A 20,657-nucleotide genomic window follows, 5' to 3' on the forward strand; every position below is an offset into this window, starting at 1 on the left:
AATCCTTACCACCGTCGTTCACTATCTTCACCATCGAGTATGGGACGCAATTGCGCAGCAATGGCGTCACGGGCTCGAAAGATGCGTGAGCGTACAGTTCCTATAGGGCAGTCCATGGTCTGAGCAATATCTTCGTAGCTCATACCTTCTATTTCACGTAGCACGATAGCCGTCCGCAACTCTTCGGGCAGTGCCTGGATCGCTGTATTTACCGTTTCAGCAATCTGGCGACTGACCATCATCGATTCTGGCGTGCTTATATCGCTTAGGTTGTCGATTCGGTCAAAAGTTTCACCTTCTTCAGTTTCGACGTTCTGCAAAGTGTTGGGACGTCGGGCGGCCGAGGCCTGCCAGTTACGGGCCGTGTTGATCGCAATGCGGTACAGCCAGGTGTAAAAAGCACTCTCGCCCCGGAACTGGGGAAGAGCTCGGTACGCTTTGATGAAGGTTTCCTGAGCCACGTCCTCGACTTCAGACGGGTCACGTACCATGCGGCTGAGCAGACGCATGATCTTGCGCTGGTACTTCAGTACCAGCAGGTCAAAGGCTCGCTTATCCCCACGCTGAACACGTGCAACTAGTTCGGCATCGGTATCGCGTTCACTCATTAAGAATCCTTATTCTGAGCACGGACCTGATGAGACAGTCGGTTGGCACATAAAGACAAGGCCCACCAGTCCTGCTGCGACTGGGCGCGGCGCCATACGGTCACGGTACGGCAAGCCTTGGAGCAATCACGGCGCAAACGCAAGGTCATGAACCAGGCACAACGCCAGATCTGCTCTATTTGCACGGACTCCTTTGCAGCCCCCTCGCACTTCAAGGAGTATAGCCCTGCACGATACGCTAGTGTAGCGCGCTCATCCCATGCCCCACGACTGCGAGCATACAAAAAATAAGCCCACAAAGCACCTGCCAATATTGCCAGGGCCCAGGGCCATTGCCAGCTAGACATTGTCCAGGCCAGGGCTGCTGCAAGCAAGGCACAGACAAAAGCGCCCAGTCGGCGCACCGGAGCCGGAGCTCCGATCGACCAGGACTGGGCGTTACGAGTGGGGCAGTCCAGCTTAGCGAAGACGACGAACCACCATCGAACCGTTAGTGCCGCCAAACCCGAAGGAGTTGGACAGAGCGACATCAATCTTCATGTCACGCGCCTGGTTGGCGCAGTAATCCAGGTCGCAGGCAGGGTCCTGGTTGAAGATGTTGATGGTTGGGGGCGAGATCTGGTTATACACCGCCAAGGTGGTGAACACCGCTTCAATACCACCGGCCGCACCCAGCAGGTGACCCGTCATGGACTTGGTGGAGTTGACCACCAGCTTGTAAGCGTGATCGCCAAAAGCCAGTTTCAATGCTTCGGACTCGTTCACATCGCCCAATGGCGTGGAAGTACCGTGTGCGTTGACGTACTGAACTTCGTCAGCGTTGATGCCACCGTTACGCAAGGCATTCATCACGCCACGACGCGGACCGTCACGGTCGGGCGAAGTGATATGGTGAGCGTCAGAGCTCATGCCGTAGCCGGAGAACTCGCCGTAAATGCGTGCGCCACGTTTTTTGGCGTGTTCGTACTCTTCCAGCACCAGCACACCAGCGCCCTCACCCAGCACAAAGCCGTCGCGGTCCATATCCCAGGGACGCGATGCCGTTTCAGGATCGTCGTTACGGGTGGACAGAGCACGCATGGCAGCAAAACCGCCAATACCCAGCGGGGACACGGTGGACTCGGCACCGCCGGCAATCATCACATCGGCGTCGCCATACTCGATCAAGCGAGCAGCGTCACCAATGGAGTGCAGGCCGGTTGTACATGCCGACACAACAGCGTAGCTAGGACCTTTCAGGCCCAGGCCGATGGACAATTGGCCAGACACCAGATTGACCAGGGAGCCAGGCACAAAGAACGGGGAAATCCGACGTGGGCCCCGTTCCAGATAATCTTTTTGGGTTTCTTCAATGCGGGGCAAACCACCAATCCCCGAACCTACGATAACGCCGACACGCTCAGCATTGATGCTGTTGATGTCCAGGCCGCAGTCCTTCCAGGCTTGCATACCTGCCACCACGCCGTAATGGATAAAGGTATCCATCTGCTTGGCTTCTTTGGACGAAATGTATGGTGTTAAATCAAAATCCTTGACCTCACCCGCTATCTGGGCTGTTAGGGCCGAAGGATCGAAACGGGTAATACGCCCGATGCCCGAACGCCCATTGACGATGTTATCCCACGCGGTAGGAATATCGTTGCCGACCGGGGAAACAATACCCAGCCCGGTAATCACGACACGTCGTTTCACGGATGACTCCTAAACACAAAAAAAGCGGTTTAAAGGGAATAACTGCGTCTTGCAAGCTAAAGCCGCCGGGCACAGGCTACTCTCTGGAAACCGCTCTGGAGCGAGGGCGTGCACAATGCCGCCCACCCTCTTAATTGAACTTACTGCTTGCTGTGAGAATTGATGTAGTCCACAGCTTGCTGGACCGTCGTGATTTTCTCAGCTTCTTCGTCTGGTATTTCGGTTTCGAATTCGTCTTCGAGCGCCATCACGAGCTCGACCATGTCGAGCGAGTCGGCACCGAGGTCGTCGAGAAAAGAAGATTCGTTTTTGATCTCGGCTTCGTTAACGCCAAGTTGTTCAGCGACGATCTTCTTGACGCGCTGTTCGATGCTTTCCATGCAGATTCTCCAAGTTGGGAAAAATTCCCGCAAATTATAGCCAATCCATACTGCTAAGAGGGATAAGCTATGACAAAAAACGGCGTTCTTGTATGAGGCCCAACGTTATTCTTACAACGCCGGCTCAAGCAATAGGCCCCAAATAATCCCGCAATTTTACCTCAGCCGGGCGCGATGCCAAGCCTTACATGTGCATACCACCATTCACATGGATGGTGCTGCCCGTAATATATTGCGCTTGCGACCCGGCCAGGAAGGCTACCGCGTTAGCGATATCTTCAGCAGCGCCCAGTCGTCCCAGGGGGATTTGCGACAAAATTGCCGCCGACTGCTCAGGGGTCAGAGAGCGTGTCATGTCCGTATCAATAAAGCCCGGAGCGACACAATTAACTGTAATGTTACGGCTACCGAGCTCGCGCGCCAAGGCACGGCTCATGCCGGCGACACCGGCTTTGGCAGCTGCGTAGTTGGCTTGACCGGGGTTGCCGCTCTCGCCCACCACCGAAGTGATGCTGATGATACGGCCCCAGCGGGCTTTCATCATGGGGCGGATAACGGCACGCGACAGGCGGAACACGGCACTTAGATTGGTCTGGATAACGGCATCCCAGTCTTCATCTTTCAAGCGCATGGCCAGATTGTCACGCGTAATACCGGCATTATTAACCAGAATGTGCGGGCCACCGTCTTCTTTGCTCAAAGCCGAAATCAGCGCTTCGCAAGCAGCCGGGTCGTCCACGTTCAAAACATGGCCGTAGCTGCCATTCTGATCCAGCACAGCGGAAATCGCCTGTGCGCCGGACTCGGAAGTAGCGGTACCAACCACCTTGGCACCACGTGCCATCAACTCTTTAGCAATCGCCTGACCGATACCACGCGATGCGCCGGTTACCAGGGCAGTCTTGCCGCTTAGATCCAACTCTTGCATTTATGCTCCCTCCAGGGCTTCCAAAGTGGCCTGCAAGGACGCAGGGTCGCTGATCGACAAGGCGACCAGATCACGGTCAATACGCTTGACCAGCCCCGTCAGCACTTTGCCCGGGCCACACTCGACCACGTGGGTGACTCCTTGAGCCTTCATGGCCTGGATAGTCTCAACCCAGCGCACGGGATGCCAGGCCTGACGGACCAGCGCATCTTTAATCTGTTCGGGGTCGGTAGGCGCGGCTACGTCCACGTTATTGATCACGGAAATAGCAGGAGTTTGCACTTGAACCGAGGCCAGAGCCTGGGCCAGCACAGCAGCTGCCGGTTCCAACAGACTGGAGTGGAAAGGAGCCGATACAGGCAGCACCAAGGCACGCTTGGCACCGGCTTCTTTAGCCAGCGCACATGCACGATCTACCGCTTCCACATTCCCGGCTATCACAACCTGAGCAGGCGCATTGTAGTTAACAGCCTGAACAATCTGCTGTCCCTCAGAGGCACGAGCACACACATCGCGCACTTGATCGTCATCCAGACCCAGCACGGCAGCCATGGTACCGACACCCACAGGTACGGCAGCTTGCATGGCATCGGCACGGATGCGAACCAGCGGAACTGCTTGTTCCAGGCTCAGAGCACCGGCAGCAGTCAGGGCCGAGTATTCACCCAGGCTATGACCGGCCATCACGGCAGGAGCGGGGCCACCGGCCTGAATCCAGGCCTGATACATGGCCACGGCGCTAGCCAGCATGACAGGTTGAGTATTGGTAGTCAGGTTCAGAGCCTCGGCAGGCCCTTGTGCCATCAACTGAGCCAGGTCCTGGCCCAGCGACTGGCTGGCTTGTGCAATGGCTTGCTGTACGACAGCAGACTCGGCCCAGGCATCGAGCATGCCTACGGACTGCGAGCCTTGTCCTGGAAAGACAAACGCAATTTTCATGGTAGAAAAACCCAAAGAGATGAGGCGGTAATCCGGATCGCGCTACTTAGCAGCGGACCAGCACCGAACCCCAGGTAAAGCCGCCACCCACGCCTTGCAACAGCGCCAGATCACCGGCACGGATACGACCATCCCGGCGAGCGGCATTCAGGGCCAATGGCACACTGGCTGCCGAGGTGTTGGCATGTTGATCAACCGTGATAACCACCTTCTCGGAGGGGATACCCAGCTTACGACCTAGAAAATTGATGATACGAACGTTGGCCTGGTGCGGCACCAGCCAATCGATATCGGCCAGAGAGACGCCAGCCTGTTCGCAGACTTGATTGGCCGAAGCGGCCAGAGAAGTGACAGCCAGCTTGAACACAGCCTGACCATCCATACGCAGGAAGGGATCGCCCACTACCTGACCGTGCGAGACATTGCCTGCCGCGCACAAAATACCCATTTGACTGCCATCTGCATTGAGCTGGGCAGCCAGAACACCGGGTTCATCGCTGGCTTGCAGAACCACAGCGCCCGCACCGTCGCCAAACAGGACGCAGGTAGAGCGGTCGTTCCAGTCCAGGATGCTGGAGAACACTTCGGCACCGATGACCAGCGCATTGCGCGCACGGCCGGCCTTGATCATGGCGTCGGCAGTCGTCAGTGCATAGACAAAGCCGCTGCACACCGCTTGTACGTCGTACGCGGCAGCGCCCTTGTTGCCCAATTCGGCCTGCACCAGACACGCGGTGCTGGGGAAAACGTAATCGGGAGTGGAAGTAGCCACCACAATCAGGTCCAGATCCTGGGCAGCAATGCCCGCATCTTCCAGCGCCTGACGCGCGGCCTGGGTTGCCAAGTGGCTGGTACGGACACCGGGATCGGCAAGATGACGCTGGTGAATACCGGTACGCTCGACAATCCACTGATCGGAGGTTTCGATACCCTTTTGAGCCAGCTCCACCGCTAGATCATCGTTAGACACAATCCGAGGAGGCAGGTAGCCGCCTGTACCGATAATCTTGGCAAATATCGTCATTTTATGTTCCCGATCAAGCCCGTTCTTATGAGGACGAGGGCTCTGAAGTATGGCGTGTATCTGGTTCGCCGCTTTGCTCTTCATGCAAGTTCACACTTTGCATGATGCGTTCGACTGCCTGGCTGGTACCGCTGAGCAGACCATTGAGCACCGCACCGCGGGCCCGTTGCAAAGCATAACCGAAAGCGTAGGCATCGGCAGAACCATGACTCTTGATAACAATACCGCGTAAACCCAAAAGGGCCGCACCGTTATGACGGCGATTATCCACCCTGTCGCGGAAACGATTCAAGACAGGACGAGCCAGCAAAGCGGACACTTTGCTCAAGGGGTCACGGGTAAATTCGTCGCGCAGCATACTGCCGACCATCTTGGCCAGCCCTTCAATGGATTTAAGGACCACATTGCCCACGAAACCGTCGCACACGACCACGTTGACGGTACCTTTGCAGATATCGTCGCCTTCTACGTTGCCGTAAAAATTCAGTCCGCTGGAGCGCAGCAATTCAGCCGCCTTCTTGACGACCTCGTTGCCCTTGATGACCTCTTCACCAATATTGAGCAAGCCCACGGTGGGACGCTCATGACGATCCACGATACTGGCCAGCGCAGAACCCATGATGGCGAACTGCAACAGGTGTTCTGCGGAACAATCCACATTGGCACCCAGGTCCAGCATGATCGTGGCCCCGCCCTTTTGGTTAGGGATGGACGTGGCAATGGCTGGGCGATCAATCCCATCCAGAGTTTTGAGTACGTAGCGCGAAATTGCCATCCATGCGCCGGTATTGCCCGCAGAAATGCAGGCATCAGCTATCCCGTCCTTGACGGACTGGGCAGCCACTCGCATGGAGGAGTCTTTTTTGCGGCGCAGGGCCACCTCGACCGAATCGGCCATGGTGACAACTTCGGATGCGGGAAGAATGTCGTACCAGGAGGTATCGACATTACCTTGCGCACGCAATGTTTGCTCGATGGCCTGAGGCTCGCCAACCAATAAGCAGTGCACATCCGGATAGCGCTTGGCAAAAAGCAGCGCTGCAGGGACAGTGACGGATAAACCGATATCGCCGCCCATGCAATCGATGGCAATACGTATTTTTTTGTTAGACATCAAGCATGCAACCTATGTTGCTTGCAACGACAAAGAGACTATTACTCGTCGTTCTTTGTTTTCAGCACTTTACGGCCACGGTAGATGCCGTTAGGGCTGATGTGGTGACGCAGGTGCAGTTCGCCAGTCGTAGGCTCGATAGCCGTCGAAGGACCAGTAAGCGCGTCGTGCGAACGACGCATGTTACGCCGGGACGGGCTCTTTTTATTCTGCTGAACAGCCATGATGACTCCTGTAGATGGACAACCCCGAATAAATGGGTGCAGCCCGAAAAAATTAACGAATTAGTAACAAACAATCAAGACTTCTTGAGCGAGCCCAATACGGCAAACGGGGACGGCCGCTCAAAGGCGGACTCATCCAGGTCGTCAGATTTGGCTTCCATGGACAGCGACTGCGCGTCGGGACAAACCTCATGGCGCGGCACATAAGGCACGCTAAGAATCAGCTCGTCCTCGACCAGTCCCAGGACATCCAACTGGCCTTCACACAAGATGCGATCAGGACCTTCCGTATCGTCATCATCCAGCTCAAGTTCGTCCTCGGTTGCCACAATCTGTACTTCGTTGGAAATATCGATGGGCCACTCAAAAGGCTTCACACAGCGCTGGCATTCCAAAATGACACTACCTTTGGCCTGCACATGCACAAAACGACGCCGGGCAGAATCTTCCCGACCCGACACACTCCAGTCAATGCGCAAATCGCCTTGATCGGGCAAATCGGATACCAGACGAGACAAATCTTCCACCAGCACCTGGCCCGACATTTCCTGAGGGGCACGGGCTAGATTCAAGGTGTCGATATACTGTGTCGTCATAAGTATGCTTAGGGCATCAAACCACGGTTTTACCAGGATCTGGAACCGCTTGTTTGTTCTGCTTTATTTGTCGCTTTCGCTTGTTTGCTGCTTGCTTGTTTCACTGCCTTGGTATCGCTTGGGGGCTCTACCACTTTTTCTTGTACTGCTTTTTTTCCTGCCCCTCGGTATTGAAGCATGTAAAGCGCAGTCGGCAAACCGCCAAGCTAGCCCACAACCATTTCAATAACGAAGAAAACATTAGATAATACCGTGCTAAGCACAAGGCAGTCAAACCAAAGCACAGCTAAAACACACTATGCGTCTCATCCTTGCATCAAGCTCAGTCTATCGCCGCGCTATGTTAGCGCGTTTGGGCTTGCCTTTCACCTGTCAGTCTCCTGACATTGATGAAACCCCACTTCCCGCAGAGGCTCCCGCCCAGCTCAGCCTGCGTCTGGCGCGTGAAAAAGCGGCCCGTATCAGCCAGCTGAACCCAGGCGCCCTCGTGATCGGCTCCGATCAGGTCGCCACATCGGGCCAGGATGCTATTGGCAAGCCTGGCGACCATGCCGGTGCGCAGAAACAACTGCGTCGCCTGAGCGGTCAAGACATCGATTTCCATAGCGCTTTATGCGTGACAGATGGCCAGGAATTTCTGTGCAGCGATATTGTTACCAATTGTCGTTTTCGCGCATTGAGTGATGAAGAAATCGAGCACTATTTGCTGCAGGAAAAACCGTATGACACCGCTGGCAGCGCCAAGGCCGAAAGCCTGGGTATTGCCCTGATGGAGTCCATGCGCTCGGACGACCCAACCGCTATCATTGGCCTGCCGCTGATCGAGCTGTGCACCATGCTGCGTCACTTTGGCTTGAACCCCTTGCGCCCCACCCTTTTGCCCCCTTCCGTTTAGGACTGATACGCCATGCCCCAAGCCGCCCCTTTGCACCTGATCCCCGTAGGCTTAAGCGAGAGCCCGATCAGCGGCTGGCTACCCGCCGACGTCAAGGCTTTGACGCGCGAACTGACCGTCTTTATTGCCGAGAACGCCAAAACCGCCCGCGCCTTCCTGAAACTGGTTGAGCCCGTGGTACCTCTGCAAGAAATCACCATTCACACGCTGGACAAGCGCGGCAATAAACCCGGTGAAATGCGTGAGTGGTTGAAAACAGCCCTGCAAGGTCAAGCCATTGGTCTGGTATCGGAAGCTGGCTGCCCCGCCGTCGCCGACCCCGGTGCGCTGGTGGTTGCCATGGCCCACGAAATGAAGATCCCCGTGCGCCCTCACGTTGGCCCCTCTTCCATTTTGCTGAGCCTGATGGCCAGCGGCCTGGACGGTCAGCAGTTTGTATTCCACGGCTATGCGCCTGTAGATGGGGCCGCTCGCGCCAAGCAGCTCAAGCAATGGGAAAGCCAGTCCCAAGCCCTGAAACAAACCCAGATCCTGATCGAAACACCTTATCGCAACCAGGCCATGTACAGCACCTTGCTGCAGTCCCTCAAGCCCACAACACGCTTGTGCCTGGCTCGTGACCTGACAGGTACGCGTGAATTGATCCAGACTGCCACAGTTGAACAATGGCGCGAGCGCCAGCCGCCTGCCCTGGACAAAACCCCCTGCATTTTCCTGTTTCTGGCTGGTCGTTAAGATGAAATCCCTGTCTTTTCTTACACCCGTCTTGAAGCGCAGCGTTCAGATTGGCGTACTTAGCCTGACGGCCTTATTGGCGGCCTGTGGCAGTAGCGGTCCCTTCAAACTTGATGACAGCTATAGCGCTCAGGGCCAGAACAGCCGAGTGCGTTATCTGGTCATGCACTACACCGCTGGCGACCACGCCACCTCCTTGAAGGTGCTGACGCAGCGTGATGTCAGCGCCCATTACTTGGTCAGTGACGAGCGCCGTCCCACTGTCTACCGTCTGGTTCCAGAGGAACGCCGCGCCTGGCATGCAGGTCTGGGCTCCTGGTACGGTTTCACAGACCTGAACACCGGCTCTATCGGCATCGAAATCGTTAATATGGGCCGCTTGGCAGATGGTCGCTGGGCTCCGTATACGTCCGGGCAGATTGAAGCAATCAAAGCACTGTTGAAAGACCTGGCTCAGCGTCATGGCGTGTCTGCCCGCAATATTATTGGCCACAGCGATGTTGCCCCACAACGCAAGCTGGACCCCGGCCCTCATTTCCCCTGGAAGGAACTGGCCCAAGCAGGCATAGGCCGCTGGTACAAGGAATCACAGGCCCGAGCACTGCAGGCGCAGTACGCCACGCGTCCCCTGCCCTCTGCCGCTCAAACCCAGGCCCTGCTGCGCAAAGCAGGCTACGAAACGCCTGACAGCGGCGTGTTCGACAAGGCCACACAAAACGTGATCGCCGCCTTCCAGATGCACTACCGCCCAGCCCGCTACGACGGCACTCTGGATGCCGAAACAGCCGCCATTCTGCAAAGTCTGGATTGATAAAAAAACAGGTAATGGGCTTATGCTCATTACCTGTTTTGCTTAGTGCACTGTCTTATTCAATACTGGCCAGCGGCGCAAAACCAGCAAGCCCACCAGAACCAAACCATAGACATAAACTTCCACCACATCATTTTTACCAGTACGAATCAGGTAAAAGTGCAGGATGGAAAGCACCGCCGCCAAATACACGGTTTGATGCAAGCGGCTCCAGCCACGACCCAAACGTTTCTGCCAACCATGCGTGGAAGTCAGGGTCAACGCCAATAAAATCAGCACAGCCACTACCCCGATCGCAATCAAGGGCCGCTGCACCACGTCCTGCCACATGGACAGCCAGTCGCCCGAGCGATCCCACCAGGCCCAGGCCAGGGTATGCAAAGCTGCATAAAAAAAACTGAACAAACCCAACATGCGGCGCCAACGCACCAAGGCGGGCTGAGCCAGCAAACGCCTTACAGGACTTAAAGCCAGGGTCAACAGCAAGAGCACCAAGGCCCAAACCCCACTGGATCGGGTCAAAAACTCGGCTGGATTGGCACTTAGGCCATTATTGAAACCCAACCACACCCAGCGTCCCAAGGGAAACAAGCCCAGCAAGAACACCAAGGGCTTGAGCCTATCCAATTGCGCAGCCTTCCAGGTACTCATCAGTAATAGCGCCTTAAATCCATATCGGCATACAACCCCGCTACATCTTCGGCATAGCCGTTAAAAGGCAAAGTCGGTTTTTTGGTGGCGAAGAATCCCGAACCGATGACACGTTCAGTGGCCTGGCTCCAGCGGGGATGCGGCACTTCCGGGTTCACATTGGCATAAAAGCCATACTCATGCGGAGCCACCTTCATCCAGCTGGACTCGGGCATGGTGTCCGTCAAGGTGATGCGCACCAAAGACTTGGCCGATTTGAACCCATACTTCCACGGCACGATCAGCCGCACCGGCGCTCCATTCTGAACAGGTAGACTTTTTCCGTACAGACCGGTAGCCAGCAGAGTCAAAGGATGCATGGCCTCATCCAACCGCAGCGCCTCCACATAGGGCCAGGCCAAGATACGAGAGCGTAGACCCGGCATGGTTTCCGGGTCCGTCGCTGTTTCAAACCGAACAAAGCGGGCCGAACCCTGGGGCGACGCCTGCTTTAGCAAGGCCGACAAGGAATAGCCCACCCAGGGCACCACCATGGACCAGGCTTCAACACAACGCAGACGATAAATACGCTCTTCCAAAGGGGCCAGCTTCAATATCCGGTCCATATCCAAGGTAAGCGGCTTGTTCACCAAACCGTCAATCTGCAAAGTCCAGGGTTCAGTCTTGAATTTCCCCGAATGGCGGGCAGGATCTTCCTTACCCGTGCCAAATTCGTAGAAATTATTGTAGGAGGTGACATCGGACTCGCTGGTGGGCATATCGTCCAGTTTCCAGCGCTGGGAAGGCGTGAACGACAAGTCCTGCCCTACCGGGACCGCCTGAGCCCGACCCGGCAAGCTGGCCGCCAGGGCCAAGGCGCCGGGAGCCTGCAAAAGCAGGCGGCGGCGCGCCCGCCAGACCGACTCGTCGGTAATTTCAGAGGGACGTATGGGCTGCGAACGTGATTTGAACATCTCCATCTCCTGAACCTGTCTGGCAAGATGGTCGTCAAACCGGCTTGCCGCCTATTAAATCCGTGCCAATACCCAATCGCGCATTTGCGCCACATTATCAACCATGACCGTGGGCTCAGCCTTGGCCAGGGTTTGAGGATCGTGCGCGCCGTAAGTGACAGCCACGCTATCCATGCCTGCATTGGCCGCCATATGAATATCGTGCACGGTATCGCCCACCATCAAGACCTGCTCGGGCTCCAACATCAATTCGGCCAGCAATTGATGCAGCATTTCCGGGTCCGGCTTGCTGCGGGTTTCATCTGCACAACGGGTAGCATCAAAAAAAGTGCTGAGATTGACCTGCTGCAGCACTCTATCCAAACCTTGACGACTTTTACCCGTTGCCACTCCTAAGGCAATCTGGCGGCCCCGAAGTTCACCCATGAAAGGCAATATTCCGTCAAACAGCTTGATATGCGGGTCGCGCTGCATAAAGTGATGTCGATAGCGCTCCAGAAACAGCGGCATCTGCTCGGCAGTCAAATCCGGCACAGCGCGATACAAGGCGCTTTCCAGCGACAAACCAATAACCCAGCTGGCTTGCTGAATCGAGGGCACAGGCAATTGCAGATCCGCACTGGCCAACTGAATAGAACTGGCAATTGAGTACGTCGAATCCATAACTGTGCCGTCCCAATCAAACAGAACGGCGGCGTAACGCGTCATAACTACTTCTCCAAACGCTCAAGAACGGCCTGACAGGCAGCCGGCAAGGCGGCCTCCAGAACCAGAGGCTGTCCGGTGACAGGATGATTGAACTCCAGGCGTCCCGAATGCAGGAACATGCGCTTGAAGCCCTGGCGGGCGAATTGATCGCGAATGGCGTCGTCGCCATACTTGTCGTCGCCCACAATCGGAAAGCCCGAATGGGCCAAATGAACCCGGATCTGGTGAGTGCGGCCGGTTTTCAGCTCCGCCTGTACCAAAGTAAAGCGACCAAAACGGCGCTGCATGGTGATGATGGTATGCGCAGGCTTGCCCGTGGGGTCAACCTTGACGCGCCGCTCCCCACTTTCGGTCAGCCAGCGCAGCAAGGGGAAACGGATATGCTGGCGATCGTTCACCCAATCGCCCTGCACCAGCGCCCAATAAAACTTGCGAGCACGGATTTCGCGGAACATATCGTGCAAACCAACCAGAGCAGCACGACGCTTGGCGATAATCAGCAAGCCGGAGGTATCCCGGTCCAGACGGTGGGCCAGCTCCAGAAAGGGCTCCTGAGGACGGGCAGCACGCAACTGCTCAATGACACCAAAAGACACACCACTGCCACCATGCACGGCAACACCGGCTGGCTTGTCGATGACCATCAGGTGCTCGTCCTCGAACACCACCGGGAAAACGGCAGCGGGAACATGACGCGGCTGCTCGGGCTCGGGCAGGCGCAGCGGCGGAATCCGCACCATATCGCCGTCCTGCAAACGATAGTCACTGCTGATACGGCCTTTATTCACGCGCACCTGACCGCCACGGATCGCTTTGTAAATGTGGCTTTTTGGCACCCCTTTACATTCACGTAACAAAAAATTATCTATACGCTGACCTGCCCGCGTTTCATCAATGCGTAATATTCGCACTTGAGGGGCTGATCTTTGTGATTCATGAGGTTTGCACATAACAAAAAGGGGCATATAATCGCTTCAGCCTATGGAAGCTGAGACTGGGTCCAGCGTAGAGATGCAAAGGGTGCGTCTCCGTTGGATGACCAAGGACTGATAATTGTATCCTTGAGTTCCAGCTTCCGGGTCATAAGGTCGCCGGGGTGAGTCCGAAATAGCGAAAGTCGTGTGGCAAGAAGGCCCGCTTTCCAAGAGATGTTTTCCTCCCGCGTGCGGCGCTGAATTCCTGCACAGATTGTCCCGCTCTTTTGCACCAGCCGCATGATTTATGCGGCTGCCGTTCCCCCAGCAATTTTATATTCGTCAAACACACACCGTGACTCTGACCCCCCTGCTGATTGAACTTCGCGCTTTGGCGCGACTCGTGCCTCCCAGACTATAAGCCGGTAGGCCGATTTTGCCTGCCTGCACCAAACTGATGCAGCTATAGCGCTACACACCTGTGACCCGCGGTCGTGCGCCGATATTTCGGTGCTCCATGACAACGGAGATCCACACTCATGAAACGCATGTTGTTCAATGCGACGCATCAAGAAGAACTACGCGTCGCCATTGTCGACGGTCAAAAACTGATTGACCTCGACATCGAAACAGCCGGGCGCGAACAGCGCAAAGGCAATATCTACAAAGGGGTCATCACCCGCATCGAACCCGGCCTGGAAGCCTGCTTCGTCAGCTACGGTGAAGAGCGTCACGGCTTTCTGCCATTCAAGGAAGTAGCTCGCAGCTACTTCAAGGAAGGGGTTGATGTACGCAGCGCCCGCATCCAGGACGCCCTGGTTGAAGGCCAGGAACTGATCATCCAGGTTGAAAAAGAAGAGCGTGGCAACAAGGGCGCTGCCCTGACTACCTTCATTTCCCTGGCAGGCCGCTATCTGGTTCTGATGCCCAACAACCCCCGTGGGGGTGGCGTATCGCGCCGCGTTGAAGGCGAAGACCGCCAGGAACTGCGCGAAGCCATGGACCAGCTGGACATCCCGCAGGGCATGAGCATCATCGCCCGCACCGCAGGTATCGGCCGCAGCGTCGAAGAGCTGCAGTGGGACCTGAACTACCTGATGCAGTTGTGGACCGCCATTGACGGCGCAGCCCGCGACAATGCAGCCCCCATCCTGATTTATCTGGAATCCAGCCTGGTTATCCGGGCAATCCGTGATTACTTCTCGCCCGATATTGGCGAAATCCTGATCGACACGGACGAAATTCACGAGCAGGCCGCCGCTTTCATGAGCGTGGTCATGCCCGACAATCTGCATCGCGTAAAGATGTACCGCGATGACATCCCGCTGTTCTCGCGCTTTCAGATCGAACACCAGATCGAAACCGCCTACTCGCGTACCGTGCAATTGCCTTCGGGCGGTGCTGTCGTTATCGACCACACCGAGGCCCTGGTTGCCATTGACGTGAACTCGGCTCGCTCCACGCGTGGTGCCGACATTGAAGAAACCGCCCTGCGCACCAACCAGGAAGCCGCTGACGAAGTGGCCCGCCAGTTGCGTTTGCGTGACTTGGGTGGCCTGATTGTTATCGACTTTATCGATATGGAAGACAGCAAGAACCAGCGTGCTGTCGAACAACGCCTGCGTGATGCCCTGCACCTGGACCGTGCTCGCGTCCAGATGGGCAAGATCTCGCGCTTTGGTCTGATGGAACTGTCCCGTCAGCGCCTGCGCCCTGCCCTGAACGAAGGCTCCCACATCACTTGCCCACGATGCACCGGCACTGGCGTCATTCGTGATGCCGAATCCAGCGCCCTGCACGTACTGCGTCTGCTGCAAGAAGAAGCCATGAAAGAAGGCACGGCCGCCCTGCACGCTCAGGTGCCGGTGGATGTGGCTACCTTCCTGCTGAACGAAAAACGCGCTGACATCACCAAGATCGAATCGCGCCTGAACATTGCCCTGATCCTGATTCCGAACAAGAATCTGGAAACCCCACACCACATCATCGAGCGCCTGCGCCACGACGACCCCCGTCTGGACGAACTGCGCAGCAGCTACGAGCTGGTCCAGCAGCCTGAGCAGCAAGACAGCTTGGTGCCGCATCGCAGCCACGAAATCAAGCCTCGTCCAGAAGCCCTGGTCAAGAGCACCACACCGGCCCAGCCAGCTCCCATGAGCAAGCCTGCTGCCGCCGCAGCCGCCAGCGCCGCTGCTAGCGACAACAAGCCCGGCCTGCTCAAGCGCCTGCTGAACTGGTTGTCCGGCGCACCTGCCGAACCCGTGGCCGAGACCACCAAATCCGAAGGCAGCAAATCCTCCTCTGGCCGCCGCCAAGGTCGTCCCGGCCAATCCAATAGTGGCCGTGGCCAAGGTGGTCGTGGCCGTCGCCAGTCCAACCGCCCGGAAGCGGCTCAGGAAGAAAAAGCCAGCACGGAAAGCACCGGCGGTAATACCCGTGGTCGCCGCCGCAACGCCTCAGCAGGTAACGAATCTGCTCTGGAAACTCCACAAAGCGCCAACACGACGCCCGCCACTGCCGACGAAGGCAGCAGCAACAGCCGCAACCCACGCAACCGCCGTGGCCGTGGCCGTCAACGCCGTGAAGAAGGCAGCGCAGAAAACGTCGAGCTGAACAAAGACGTCGCCAGCACAGAAGCCCAGCCCGAACAGGCTGCTGCCGCAGTGGCCAGCGTGGCCGCAGTTGCTGCCGTGGCCGCCACCAAGCAAGAAGCGCAAAACCGCGCTGAACAGCTGGCCGAGGCCGACAGCGCTGATACCAGCGACAACTCGGATGCCGAAACCGACGAGAACAGCGAAAACGGCGCTCTGGACCCAGAGCGCAAACGTCGCCGTCGTCGTAGCCGTCGTGGTCGTCGCAACACCGACGCCAACGCCGTAGCCGAGAACGAAGAGAACAACGAAGAAGGCAATACCAGCGCCTACGTTGCTCACGAAACACCTAGCTTCAACCCCGCTGCCCTGGATGCCCAGGAACAAGCTGCCGCCCAAACCGCAGCAGCCGAGCCTGAACAGCCACAAGCAGCCGTAGAGGCACCTGCAGCCCAAGAAGCCGCTCCTGTCGCCGTAGAGGCCTCTGAAGAAGCTCCTGCCGCTGCTCAAGCCGCACAACAAGCTGAAGAAGTCGCTACGACCCCGGTAAACGCTGTTGAAACCGCTCCAGCCCAGGAAGAAATAGCCACTCCAGCCGTTCAGGCCGAAGTTGCTCCAGAAGCTCCAGCCGCAGAAGAAACCGTTGCTCCTGTGCAAGCAGAAGCTGCCGCCGAACCTGCCAAAGCAGAAGTGACCGAAGCTCAAGCTGAAGCCGTGGAAACAGCCACAGCGCCCACAGAAACGCAAGCCGCAGCAGAAACCCCAGCCGTTGAAGCCGCTCCAGTGGAAACTGCAGCCGTAGAAACCGCTACTGCCCAGGAAGAAGTTGCTGCTCCAGCCGCTCAGGCCGAGGTAGCTCCAGAAGCTCCTGCCGCTGAAGAAGCTGTTGCTCCTGCGCAAGCAGAAGTTGCTGCCGAACCAGCCAAAGCAGAAGCCACCGAAGCTCAAGCTGAAGCCGTGGAGACAACTGCTACTCCCGCAGAAGCACAACCTGCAGTTGAAGCCCCGGCCGTTGAAGCCACTCCAGTGGAAACCACAGCCGTAGAGACTCGCGTTGAGACTCAAACGACTGCAGCTGCAAAAGCCCCTGCTGCCGAACAAGCACAGAAGCCCACAGCCGCCCCTCTGGAAGCCGTACTGAACGCAGCGGGCATCGAACTAGTGGAAACCGTTCGCTCGGCAACACAGGACGACTACCAGCCCGCACCAGTGCGCCTGGGTCGCCCACGCAAGCAACGTGCTGCAGAAACCGAGAACAGCGAGCCGCTGCAACAGGTTGAAACGCAGTAAACAGCAAGACTAAAAACGCCGCCCTTTGGGGCGGCGTTTTTTTTCCTCTCGTATCCATAAAGAGCAGCCATCTAGGCTCCGTCTCCCTCTTCTTGAGCCCTCTGCGATATTCCTTTTTTCTTGGTGTGGGGAGTACGGCCCTGGGGCGAGTCAGGGACTTGGCCGCGGGCCATTGAACAATCCAGGGTGCAAGCCCAGTGCTGTTCGAGCCAGACGCTTGTACTTGGTCCGGGGGACCAAGCACCTGGCGAGTTCACTGGGCGCCTGGATTGTTCAATAGCCAAGGGTACCCGTGCGCAGCACGGGCCAGGGCCCCGCCCCAGGGTCGTACTCCCCACACCAAGAAAACCAAGCCAATCTCGCCCTGAAGCTTCAACTCACAAGCCAACGCCTCAATACCAAAAACCGCTTTGCAAAAAAACAAAAACACGGCAGCCCAAAAAAAACGCCACCTAAACCCAGGTGGCGTTCTTCTTTAGCAATTCCTTGGCAATCAAGAATGCCGCGACACAGCCTCAGCCGGCTGACGAGTCAGCAAAGCCAGCAACTCGGCCAGCTCACGCTGCAGCTCGCGACGATCAACCACCATATCGATAGCGCCCTTCTCCAGCAAGAACTCGGCACGCTGGAAGCCTTCGGGCAGTTTCTCGCGCACAGTCTGCTCAATCACGCGAGGACCGGCAAAACCGATCAAGGCATTAGGCTCGGCAATCACCACATCGCCCATAAAAGCGAAACTGGCCGACACACCACCCATGGTGGGGTCAGTCAAAATGCTGATGAACGGCAAACCCGCCTCGGACAATTCAGCCAAAATAGCCGTCGTCTTGGCCATCTGCATCAGAGAGAACAAGCTCTCCTGCATACGCGCGCCACCCGAAGCGGCCACGCAAATAAAAGGACTGCGGTTGGCAATAGCTGCCTGCACGCCACGTGTGAAACGCTCGCCTACCACGGAACCCATGGAACCGGCCATATATTCAAACTCGAAGCAGGCCACCACGGCAGGCACAGACAGAATCGTGCCGCTCATGACCACCATGGCTTCAGTTTCGCCCGTCTGCTTGGCCGCCTCGGAAACGCGCTCGGTGTACTTGCGCGAATCGCGGAACTTCAAGGGGTCCATAGGACGGGTGTTGGAACCAATCTCGGTCTGGCCTTCGGGGCCCAGCAAGGACTTGATCCGGGCACGAGCACCAATGCGCATGTGATGGCTGCATTTGGGGCAGACATTCAAGGTGGCCTGGAGATCTTCCTTGTAGAGCACAGACTCACACGACGGACATTTCACCCACAGCCCTTCGGGAACGCGACGGCTGCTTTCGGGGTTACGGTTAATTCGCGGCGGGAGTATTTTCTCGATCCAGCTCATTGTTAGATCCTGTTTTCGCCTGGCCGGCACCCGGCCCACCAAGCTCTTTATTCTGAAAAAAAGCGCCTGTTCCTAAAGAACAGGCAGATGATTCTATACGCGGAATAGGTATTTAGGCTAATTATCCAGTGCCTGACGTATCTGTGCGAGCCATTGGCTGGCTGCTGCAACCGCAGCCGCATCCATATCCTTTTGCTCTTTGCCAGCGTTCTCCTGCACAGCCTGTTCCATGGTCTGGATCAGCTTGGAGCCAATGACAACTGCGTCCGCGCTACGGGAAATGGCTTTGGCGCTTTGCGCGTCCCGAATCCCGAAACCCACTCCGACCGGAATTTTGACGTGCTGACGAATACGCTGCAAGTGGTGTTCCACATCAGCCACATCAATCTGGGCCGAACCGGTCACACCTTTCAGGGACACATAATACACATAGCCCTGCGCCAAAGCGGCTACCTTGGCAATACGCTCGTCCGTGGACGTGGGCGAGAGCAGGAAAATGGTATCCACGCCCTGCTCGGTCAGCAAACGGGTGAAATCCTCGGACTCCTCAGGTGGGTAGTCCACCGTCAGCACACCGTCCACACCCGCCTTGCCTGCCATGACAGCAAATTCAGCCTGACCGATACGCTCAATAGGATTGGCGTAACCCATCAGAACAACCGGCGTTTCCTCGTCGATCAAGCGAAACTGCTGCACAATCTCCAGCACTTTACGCAAGCCCACACCACGGCTGATGGCACGTTCAGCCGCTTGCTGAATCACCGGGCCATCGGCAGTGGGATCAGAAAACGGTACACCCAATTCAATGACATCTGCCCCGGCCTGACGCAAGGCATGCATCAAGGCCACGGTAGCGGGCACCGAAGGGTCTCCGGCCGTAATATAAGGCACCAGGGCACAGCGCCCGTTCAAACCTTCAAACGTCTTTTTCAGACGCACATTACTCGACATATCCGTTCCCGATTGCTTACAGAGTCAAGCCGCCGTACTCGGCGACCGTGTGCATGTCCTTATCACCGCGACCGGACAAACTGACCAGGATGATTTTATCCTTGGGCAAAGTCGGGGCAATGCGAGCCGCATGCGCCAGCGCGTGCGAGGACTCCAGCGCGGGCATGATGCCCTCGATGCGGCAGCAATCGTGAAACGCTTTCAGGGCGTCTTCATCGGTGCAGGTGGCGTATTGCGCACGGCCACAATCTTTCAGCCAGGCGTGCTCGGGACCCACACCGGGGTAATCCAGGCCAGCGGACACCGAGTGCGTAGGCATGACGTTACCGTCATCGTCCTGCAGCACATAGGTACGGTTACCGTGCAGCACACCCACCATGCCCTTGTTCAGGGAAGCCGAGTGCTCCAGCGTATCCAGACCGCGGCCAGCCGCTTCCACTCCGATCAGCTCCACATCCTTGTGCTCGATGTAGGGGTAGAAAATGCCCATGGCATTGGAACCACCGCCCACCGACGCCAAAACGTAGTCCGGCTGACGACCGGCGTCCTGAGGCATTTGCTCCACGCACTCGTCACCGATCACGCATTGGAAGTCGCGCACCATCATCGGGTAAGGATGAGGTCCAGCCACCGTACCAATGATGTAGAAGGTATTGCTGATATTGGTGACCCAGTCGCGCATGGCTTCGTTCAGCGCGTCTTTCAGGGTGCGCGAACCGGATTCCACAGGAACGACCGTCGCACCCAGCAACTTCATGCGGTACACATTGGAAGCCTGACGGCGCACGTCCTCGCTACCCATGTAGACCACACACTCCAGACCATAGCGGGCGGCGACCGTAGCCGTTGCCACGCCGTGCTGGCCTGCACCGGTTTCAGCAATAATACGGGGCTTGCCCATGCGGCGAGCCAGCAGAATCTGACCGATACAGTTGTTGATCTTGTGTGCGCCAGTGTGATTGAGATCTTCGCGCTTGAACCAGATCTGAGCTCCACCTAGTTGCTCCGACCATCGACGGGCATGGTACACGGGGCTGGGACGACCGACAAAATGCTTGAGTTCGTAGTGAAACTCGCGCAGAAACTCAGGATCGTTCCGATACTGTTCGTAGGCTGCTTTCAACTCGTCCAGGGCGTGGACCAGCGTTTCAGCGACAAACGAACCACCAAACTGACCAAAATGTCCATCCGGGTCGGGCAAGGTATAGGTTTTCAAAGCTCGCTCTCTTGATTGACAAGAACAATCGCGGGCACAACGCCCGCGAGGTTTAGGTTTACCGA

Annotated in this window: 21 protein-coding genes; 4 read left to right on the forward strand and 17 right to left on the reverse strand. The window is 57.0% G+C overall.

The features are described from left to right. Positions 1–5: 5 nt before the first annotated feature. From rpoE to N879_RS08875, 10 genes are all read right to left on the reverse strand, one after another. Positions 6–608 carry an RNA polymerase sigma factor RpoE gene (gene rpoE / locus N879_RS08830; RefSeq protein WP_009456579.1) on the reverse strand — a complete coding sequence of 201 codons (603 nt, stop codon included), beginning with the start codon at positions 606–608 and terminating at the stop codon, positions 6–8. Beyond that, the gene (locus N879_RS20770) at positions 608–793 is read right to left on the reverse strand and encodes a hypothetical protein (protein WP_235484275.1); all 186 of its coding nucleotides are present in this window, start codon (positions 791–793) and stop codon (positions 608–610) included. The genes rpoE and N879_RS20770 overlap by 1 nt, the downstream gene beginning before the upstream one ends. A 274-nt stretch (positions 794–1,067) precedes the next feature. Beyond that, positions 1,068–2,300, reverse strand: a complete 1,233-nt coding sequence (fabF, locus tag N879_RS08840) for a beta-ketoacyl-ACP synthase II (protein ID WP_021446869.1) — start codon at positions 2,298–2,300, stop codon at positions 1,068–1,070. A 140-nt stretch (positions 2,301–2,440) separates the two neighbouring features. Continuing rightward, the gene (acpP, locus tag N879_RS08845) at positions 2,441–2,680 is read right to left on the reverse strand and encodes an acyl carrier protein (protein WP_003800961.1); all 240 of its coding nucleotides are present in this window, start codon (positions 2,678–2,680) and stop codon (positions 2,441–2,443) included. Positions 2,681–2,864: 184 nt separating this feature from the next. Next, on the reverse strand, positions 2,865–3,608 hold the full coding sequence (gene fabG, locus N879_RS08850) for a 3-oxoacyl-ACP reductase FabG (protein WP_021446870.1): 744 nt from the start codon (positions 3,606–3,608) through the stop codon (positions 2,865–2,867). Further along, positions 3,609–4,547, reverse strand: a complete 939-nt coding sequence (gene fabD / locus N879_RS08855) for an ACP S-malonyltransferase (RefSeq protein ID WP_021446871.1) — start codon at positions 4,545–4,547, stop codon at positions 3,609–3,611. A gap of 46 nt (positions 4,548–4,593) precedes the next feature. Next, on the reverse strand, positions 4,594–5,571 hold the full coding sequence (locus tag N879_RS08860; protein WP_009456588.1) for a beta-ketoacyl-ACP synthase III: 978 nt from the start codon (positions 5,569–5,571) through the stop codon (positions 4,594–4,596). A gap of 25 nt (positions 5,572–5,596) precedes the next feature. Continuing rightward, a complete protein-coding gene (gene plsX, locus N879_RS08865) occupies positions 5,597–6,685 on the reverse strand; it encodes a phosphate acyltransferase PlsX (RefSeq protein WP_009456590.1) in 1,089 nt (362 codons plus the stop codon). A gap of 41 nt (positions 6,686–6,726) precedes the next feature. Next, positions 6,727–6,909, reverse strand: a complete 183-nt coding sequence (gene rpmF / locus N879_RS08870) for a 50S ribosomal protein L32 (protein ID WP_003800968.1) — start codon at positions 6,907–6,909, stop codon at positions 6,727–6,729. A 74-nt stretch (positions 6,910–6,983) separates the two neighbouring features. Continuing rightward, on the reverse strand, positions 6,984–7,505 hold the full coding sequence (locus N879_RS08875) for a YceD family protein (protein WP_009456592.1): 522 nt from the start codon (positions 7,503–7,505) through the stop codon (positions 6,984–6,986). A 340-nt stretch (positions 7,506–7,845) separates the two neighbouring features. Here N879_RS08875 and N879_RS08880 point away from each other — a divergent pair, with 340 nt between their 5' ends. The 3 genes from N879_RS08880 to N879_RS08890 are packed head-to-tail and all read left to right on the forward strand — an operon-like array spanning position 7,846 to position 9,946. After that, positions 7,846–8,400 carry a Maf family protein gene (locus tag N879_RS08880; RefSeq protein ID WP_021446872.1) on the forward strand — a complete coding sequence of 185 codons (555 nt, stop codon included), beginning with the start codon at positions 7,846–7,848 and terminating at the stop codon, positions 8,398–8,400. Positions 8,401–8,412: 12 nt separating this feature from the next. After that, positions 8,413–9,135, forward strand: coding sequence for an SAM-dependent methyltransferase (locus tag N879_RS08885; RefSeq protein WP_021446873.1), 723 nt, complete (start codon positions 8,413–8,415; stop codon positions 9,133–9,135). A 1-nt stretch (position 9,136) separates the two neighbouring features. After that, positions 9,137–9,946 (forward strand): N-acetylmuramoyl-L-alanine amidase, encoded by an 810-nt coding sequence (locus N879_RS08890; protein ID WP_009456601.1) that lies wholly within the window; start codon positions 9,137–9,139, stop codon positions 9,944–9,946. A gap of 42 nt (positions 9,947–9,988) precedes the next feature. Here N879_RS08890 and N879_RS08895 read toward each other — a convergent pair whose 3' ends face one another. Genes N879_RS08895 through N879_RS08910 form a run of 4 tightly spaced genes read right to left on the reverse strand, consistent with a single transcriptional unit; the run spans position 9,989 to position 13,223 of the window. Next, positions 9,989–10,597 (reverse strand): sulfite oxidase heme-binding subunit YedZ, encoded by a 609-nt coding sequence (locus tag N879_RS08895; protein WP_009456603.1) that lies wholly within the window; start codon positions 10,595–10,597, stop codon positions 9,989–9,991. Then, complete coding sequence (gene msrP / locus N879_RS08900; RefSeq protein WP_021446874.1) at positions 10,597–11,550, reverse strand: protein-methionine-sulfoxide reductase catalytic subunit MsrP; 954 nt, start codon at positions 11,548–11,550, stop codon at positions 10,597–10,599. The genes N879_RS08895 and msrP overlap by 1 nt, the downstream gene beginning before the upstream one ends. A gap of 54 nt (positions 11,551–11,604) precedes the next feature. Then, complete coding sequence (locus N879_RS08905) at positions 11,605–12,258, reverse strand: HAD family hydrolase (RefSeq protein WP_009456607.1); 654 nt, start codon at positions 12,256–12,258, stop codon at positions 11,605–11,607. A gap of 2 nt (positions 12,259–12,260) precedes the next feature. Beyond that, entirely contained in the window at positions 12,261–13,223 is a 963-nt protein-coding gene (locus N879_RS08910; protein WP_264180248.1) for an RluA family pseudouridine synthase, read from the reverse strand. Between the two features lie 488 nt (positions 13,224–13,711). Here N879_RS08910 and N879_RS08915 point away from each other — a divergent pair, with 488 nt between their 5' ends. Next, positions 13,712–17,053 carry an Rne/Rng family ribonuclease gene (locus N879_RS08915; protein WP_009456609.1) on the forward strand — a complete coding sequence of 1,114 codons (3,342 nt, stop codon included), beginning with the start codon at positions 13,712–13,714 and terminating at the stop codon, positions 17,051–17,053. 493 nt (positions 17,054–17,546) lie between these two features. On the opposite strand, the gene accD is transcribed toward N879_RS08915, so the two are convergent. The 3 genes from accD to trpB all read right to left on the reverse strand — a co-directional run bounded on the left by accD (position 17,547) and on the right by trpB (position 20,592). Beyond that, a complete protein-coding gene (accD, locus tag N879_RS08920; RefSeq protein ID WP_031232611.1) occupies positions 17,547–18,425 on the reverse strand; it encodes an acetyl-CoA carboxylase, carboxyltransferase subunit beta in 879 nt (292 codons plus the stop codon). Between the two features lie 117 nt (positions 18,426–18,542). Next, positions 18,543–19,376 (reverse strand): tryptophan synthase subunit alpha, encoded by an 834-nt coding sequence (gene trpA, locus N879_RS08925; RefSeq protein WP_009456611.1) that lies wholly within the window; start codon positions 19,374–19,376, stop codon positions 18,543–18,545. 16 nt (positions 19,377–19,392) lie between these two features. Further along, positions 19,393–20,592, reverse strand: a complete 1,200-nt coding sequence (gene trpB, locus N879_RS08930; protein WP_009456612.1) for a tryptophan synthase subunit beta — start codon at positions 20,590–20,592, stop codon at positions 19,393–19,395. Positions 20,593–20,657 lie beyond the last annotated feature (65 nt).

Source organism: Alcaligenes sp. EGD-AK7 (assembly GCF_000465875.3).
GTDB lineage: Bacteria > Pseudomonadota > Gammaproteobacteria > Burkholderiales > Burkholderiaceae_B > Alcaligenes > Alcaligenes phenolicus.

What these genes read in the sequence shown, in the direction of transcription:
- rpmF (WP_003800968.1), bottom strand. Translation starts at nt 6,909, where the DNA reads ATGGCTGTTCAGCAGAATAAAAAGAGCCCGTCCCGGCGTAACATGCGT.
- N879_RS08905 (WP_009456607.1), bottom strand. Translation starts at nt 12,258, where the DNA reads ATGACGCGTTACGCCGCCGTTCTGTTTGATTGGGACGGCACAGTTATG.
- N879_RS08885 (WP_021446873.1), top strand. Translation starts at nt 8,413, where the DNA reads ATGCCCCAAGCCGCCCCTTTGCACCTGATCCCCGTAGGCTTAAGCGAG.
- trpA (WP_009456611.1), bottom strand. Translation starts at nt 19,376, where the DNA reads ATGTCGAGTAATGTGCGTCTGAAAAAGACGTTTGAAGGTTTGAACGGG.
- N879_RS08875 (WP_009456592.1), bottom strand. Translation starts at nt 7,505, where the DNA reads ATGACGACACAGTATATCGACACCTTGAATCTAGCCCGTGCCCCTCAG.
- N879_RS08915 (WP_009456609.1), top strand. Translation starts at nt 13,712, where the DNA reads ATGAAACGCATGTTGTTCAATGCGACGCATCAAGAAGAACTACGCGTC.
- fabG (WP_021446870.1), bottom strand. Translation starts at nt 3,608, where the DNA reads ATGCAAGAGTTGGATCTAAGCGGCAAGACTGCCCTGGTAACCGGCGCA.
- accD (WP_031232611.1), bottom strand. Translation starts at nt 18,425, where the DNA reads ATGAGCTGGATCGAGAAAATACTCCCGCCGCGAATTAACCGTAACCCC.
- fabD (WP_021446871.1), bottom strand. Translation starts at nt 4,547, where the DNA reads ATGAAAATTGCGTTTGTCTTTCCAGGACAAGGCTCGCAGTCCGTAGGC.
- plsX (WP_009456590.1), bottom strand. Translation starts at nt 6,685, where the DNA reads ATGTCTAACAAAAAAATACGTATTGCCATCGATTGCATGGGCGGCGAT.
- N879_RS08890 (WP_009456601.1), top strand. Translation starts at nt 9,137, where the DNA reads ATGAAATCCCTGTCTTTTCTTACACCCGTCTTGAAGCGCAGCGTTCAG.
- N879_RS08910 (WP_264180248.1), bottom strand. Translation starts at nt 13,223, where the DNA reads ATGCCCCTTTTTGTTATGTGCAAACCTCATGAATCACAAAGATCAGCC.
- acpP (WP_003800961.1), bottom strand. Translation starts at nt 2,680, where the DNA reads ATGGAAAGCATCGAACAGCGCGTCAAGAAGATCGTCGCTGAACAACTT.
- N879_RS08880 (WP_021446872.1), top strand. Translation starts at nt 7,846, where the DNA reads ATGTTAGCGCGTTTGGGCTTGCCTTTCACCTGTCAGTCTCCTGACATT.
- msrP (WP_021446874.1), bottom strand. Translation starts at nt 11,550, where the DNA reads ATGTTCAAATCACGTTCGCAGCCCATACGTCCCTCTGAAATTACCGAC.
- N879_RS08860 (WP_009456588.1), bottom strand. Translation starts at nt 5,571, where the DNA reads ATGACGATATTTGCCAAGATTATCGGTACAGGCGGCTACCTGCCTCCT.
- rpoE (WP_009456579.1), bottom strand. Translation starts at nt 608, where the DNA reads ATGAGTGAACGCGATACCGATGCCGAACTAGTTGCACGTGTTCAGCGT.
- N879_RS08895 (WP_009456603.1), bottom strand. Translation starts at nt 10,597, where the DNA reads ATGAGTACCTGGAAGGCTGCGCAATTGGATAGGCTCAAGCCCTTGGTG.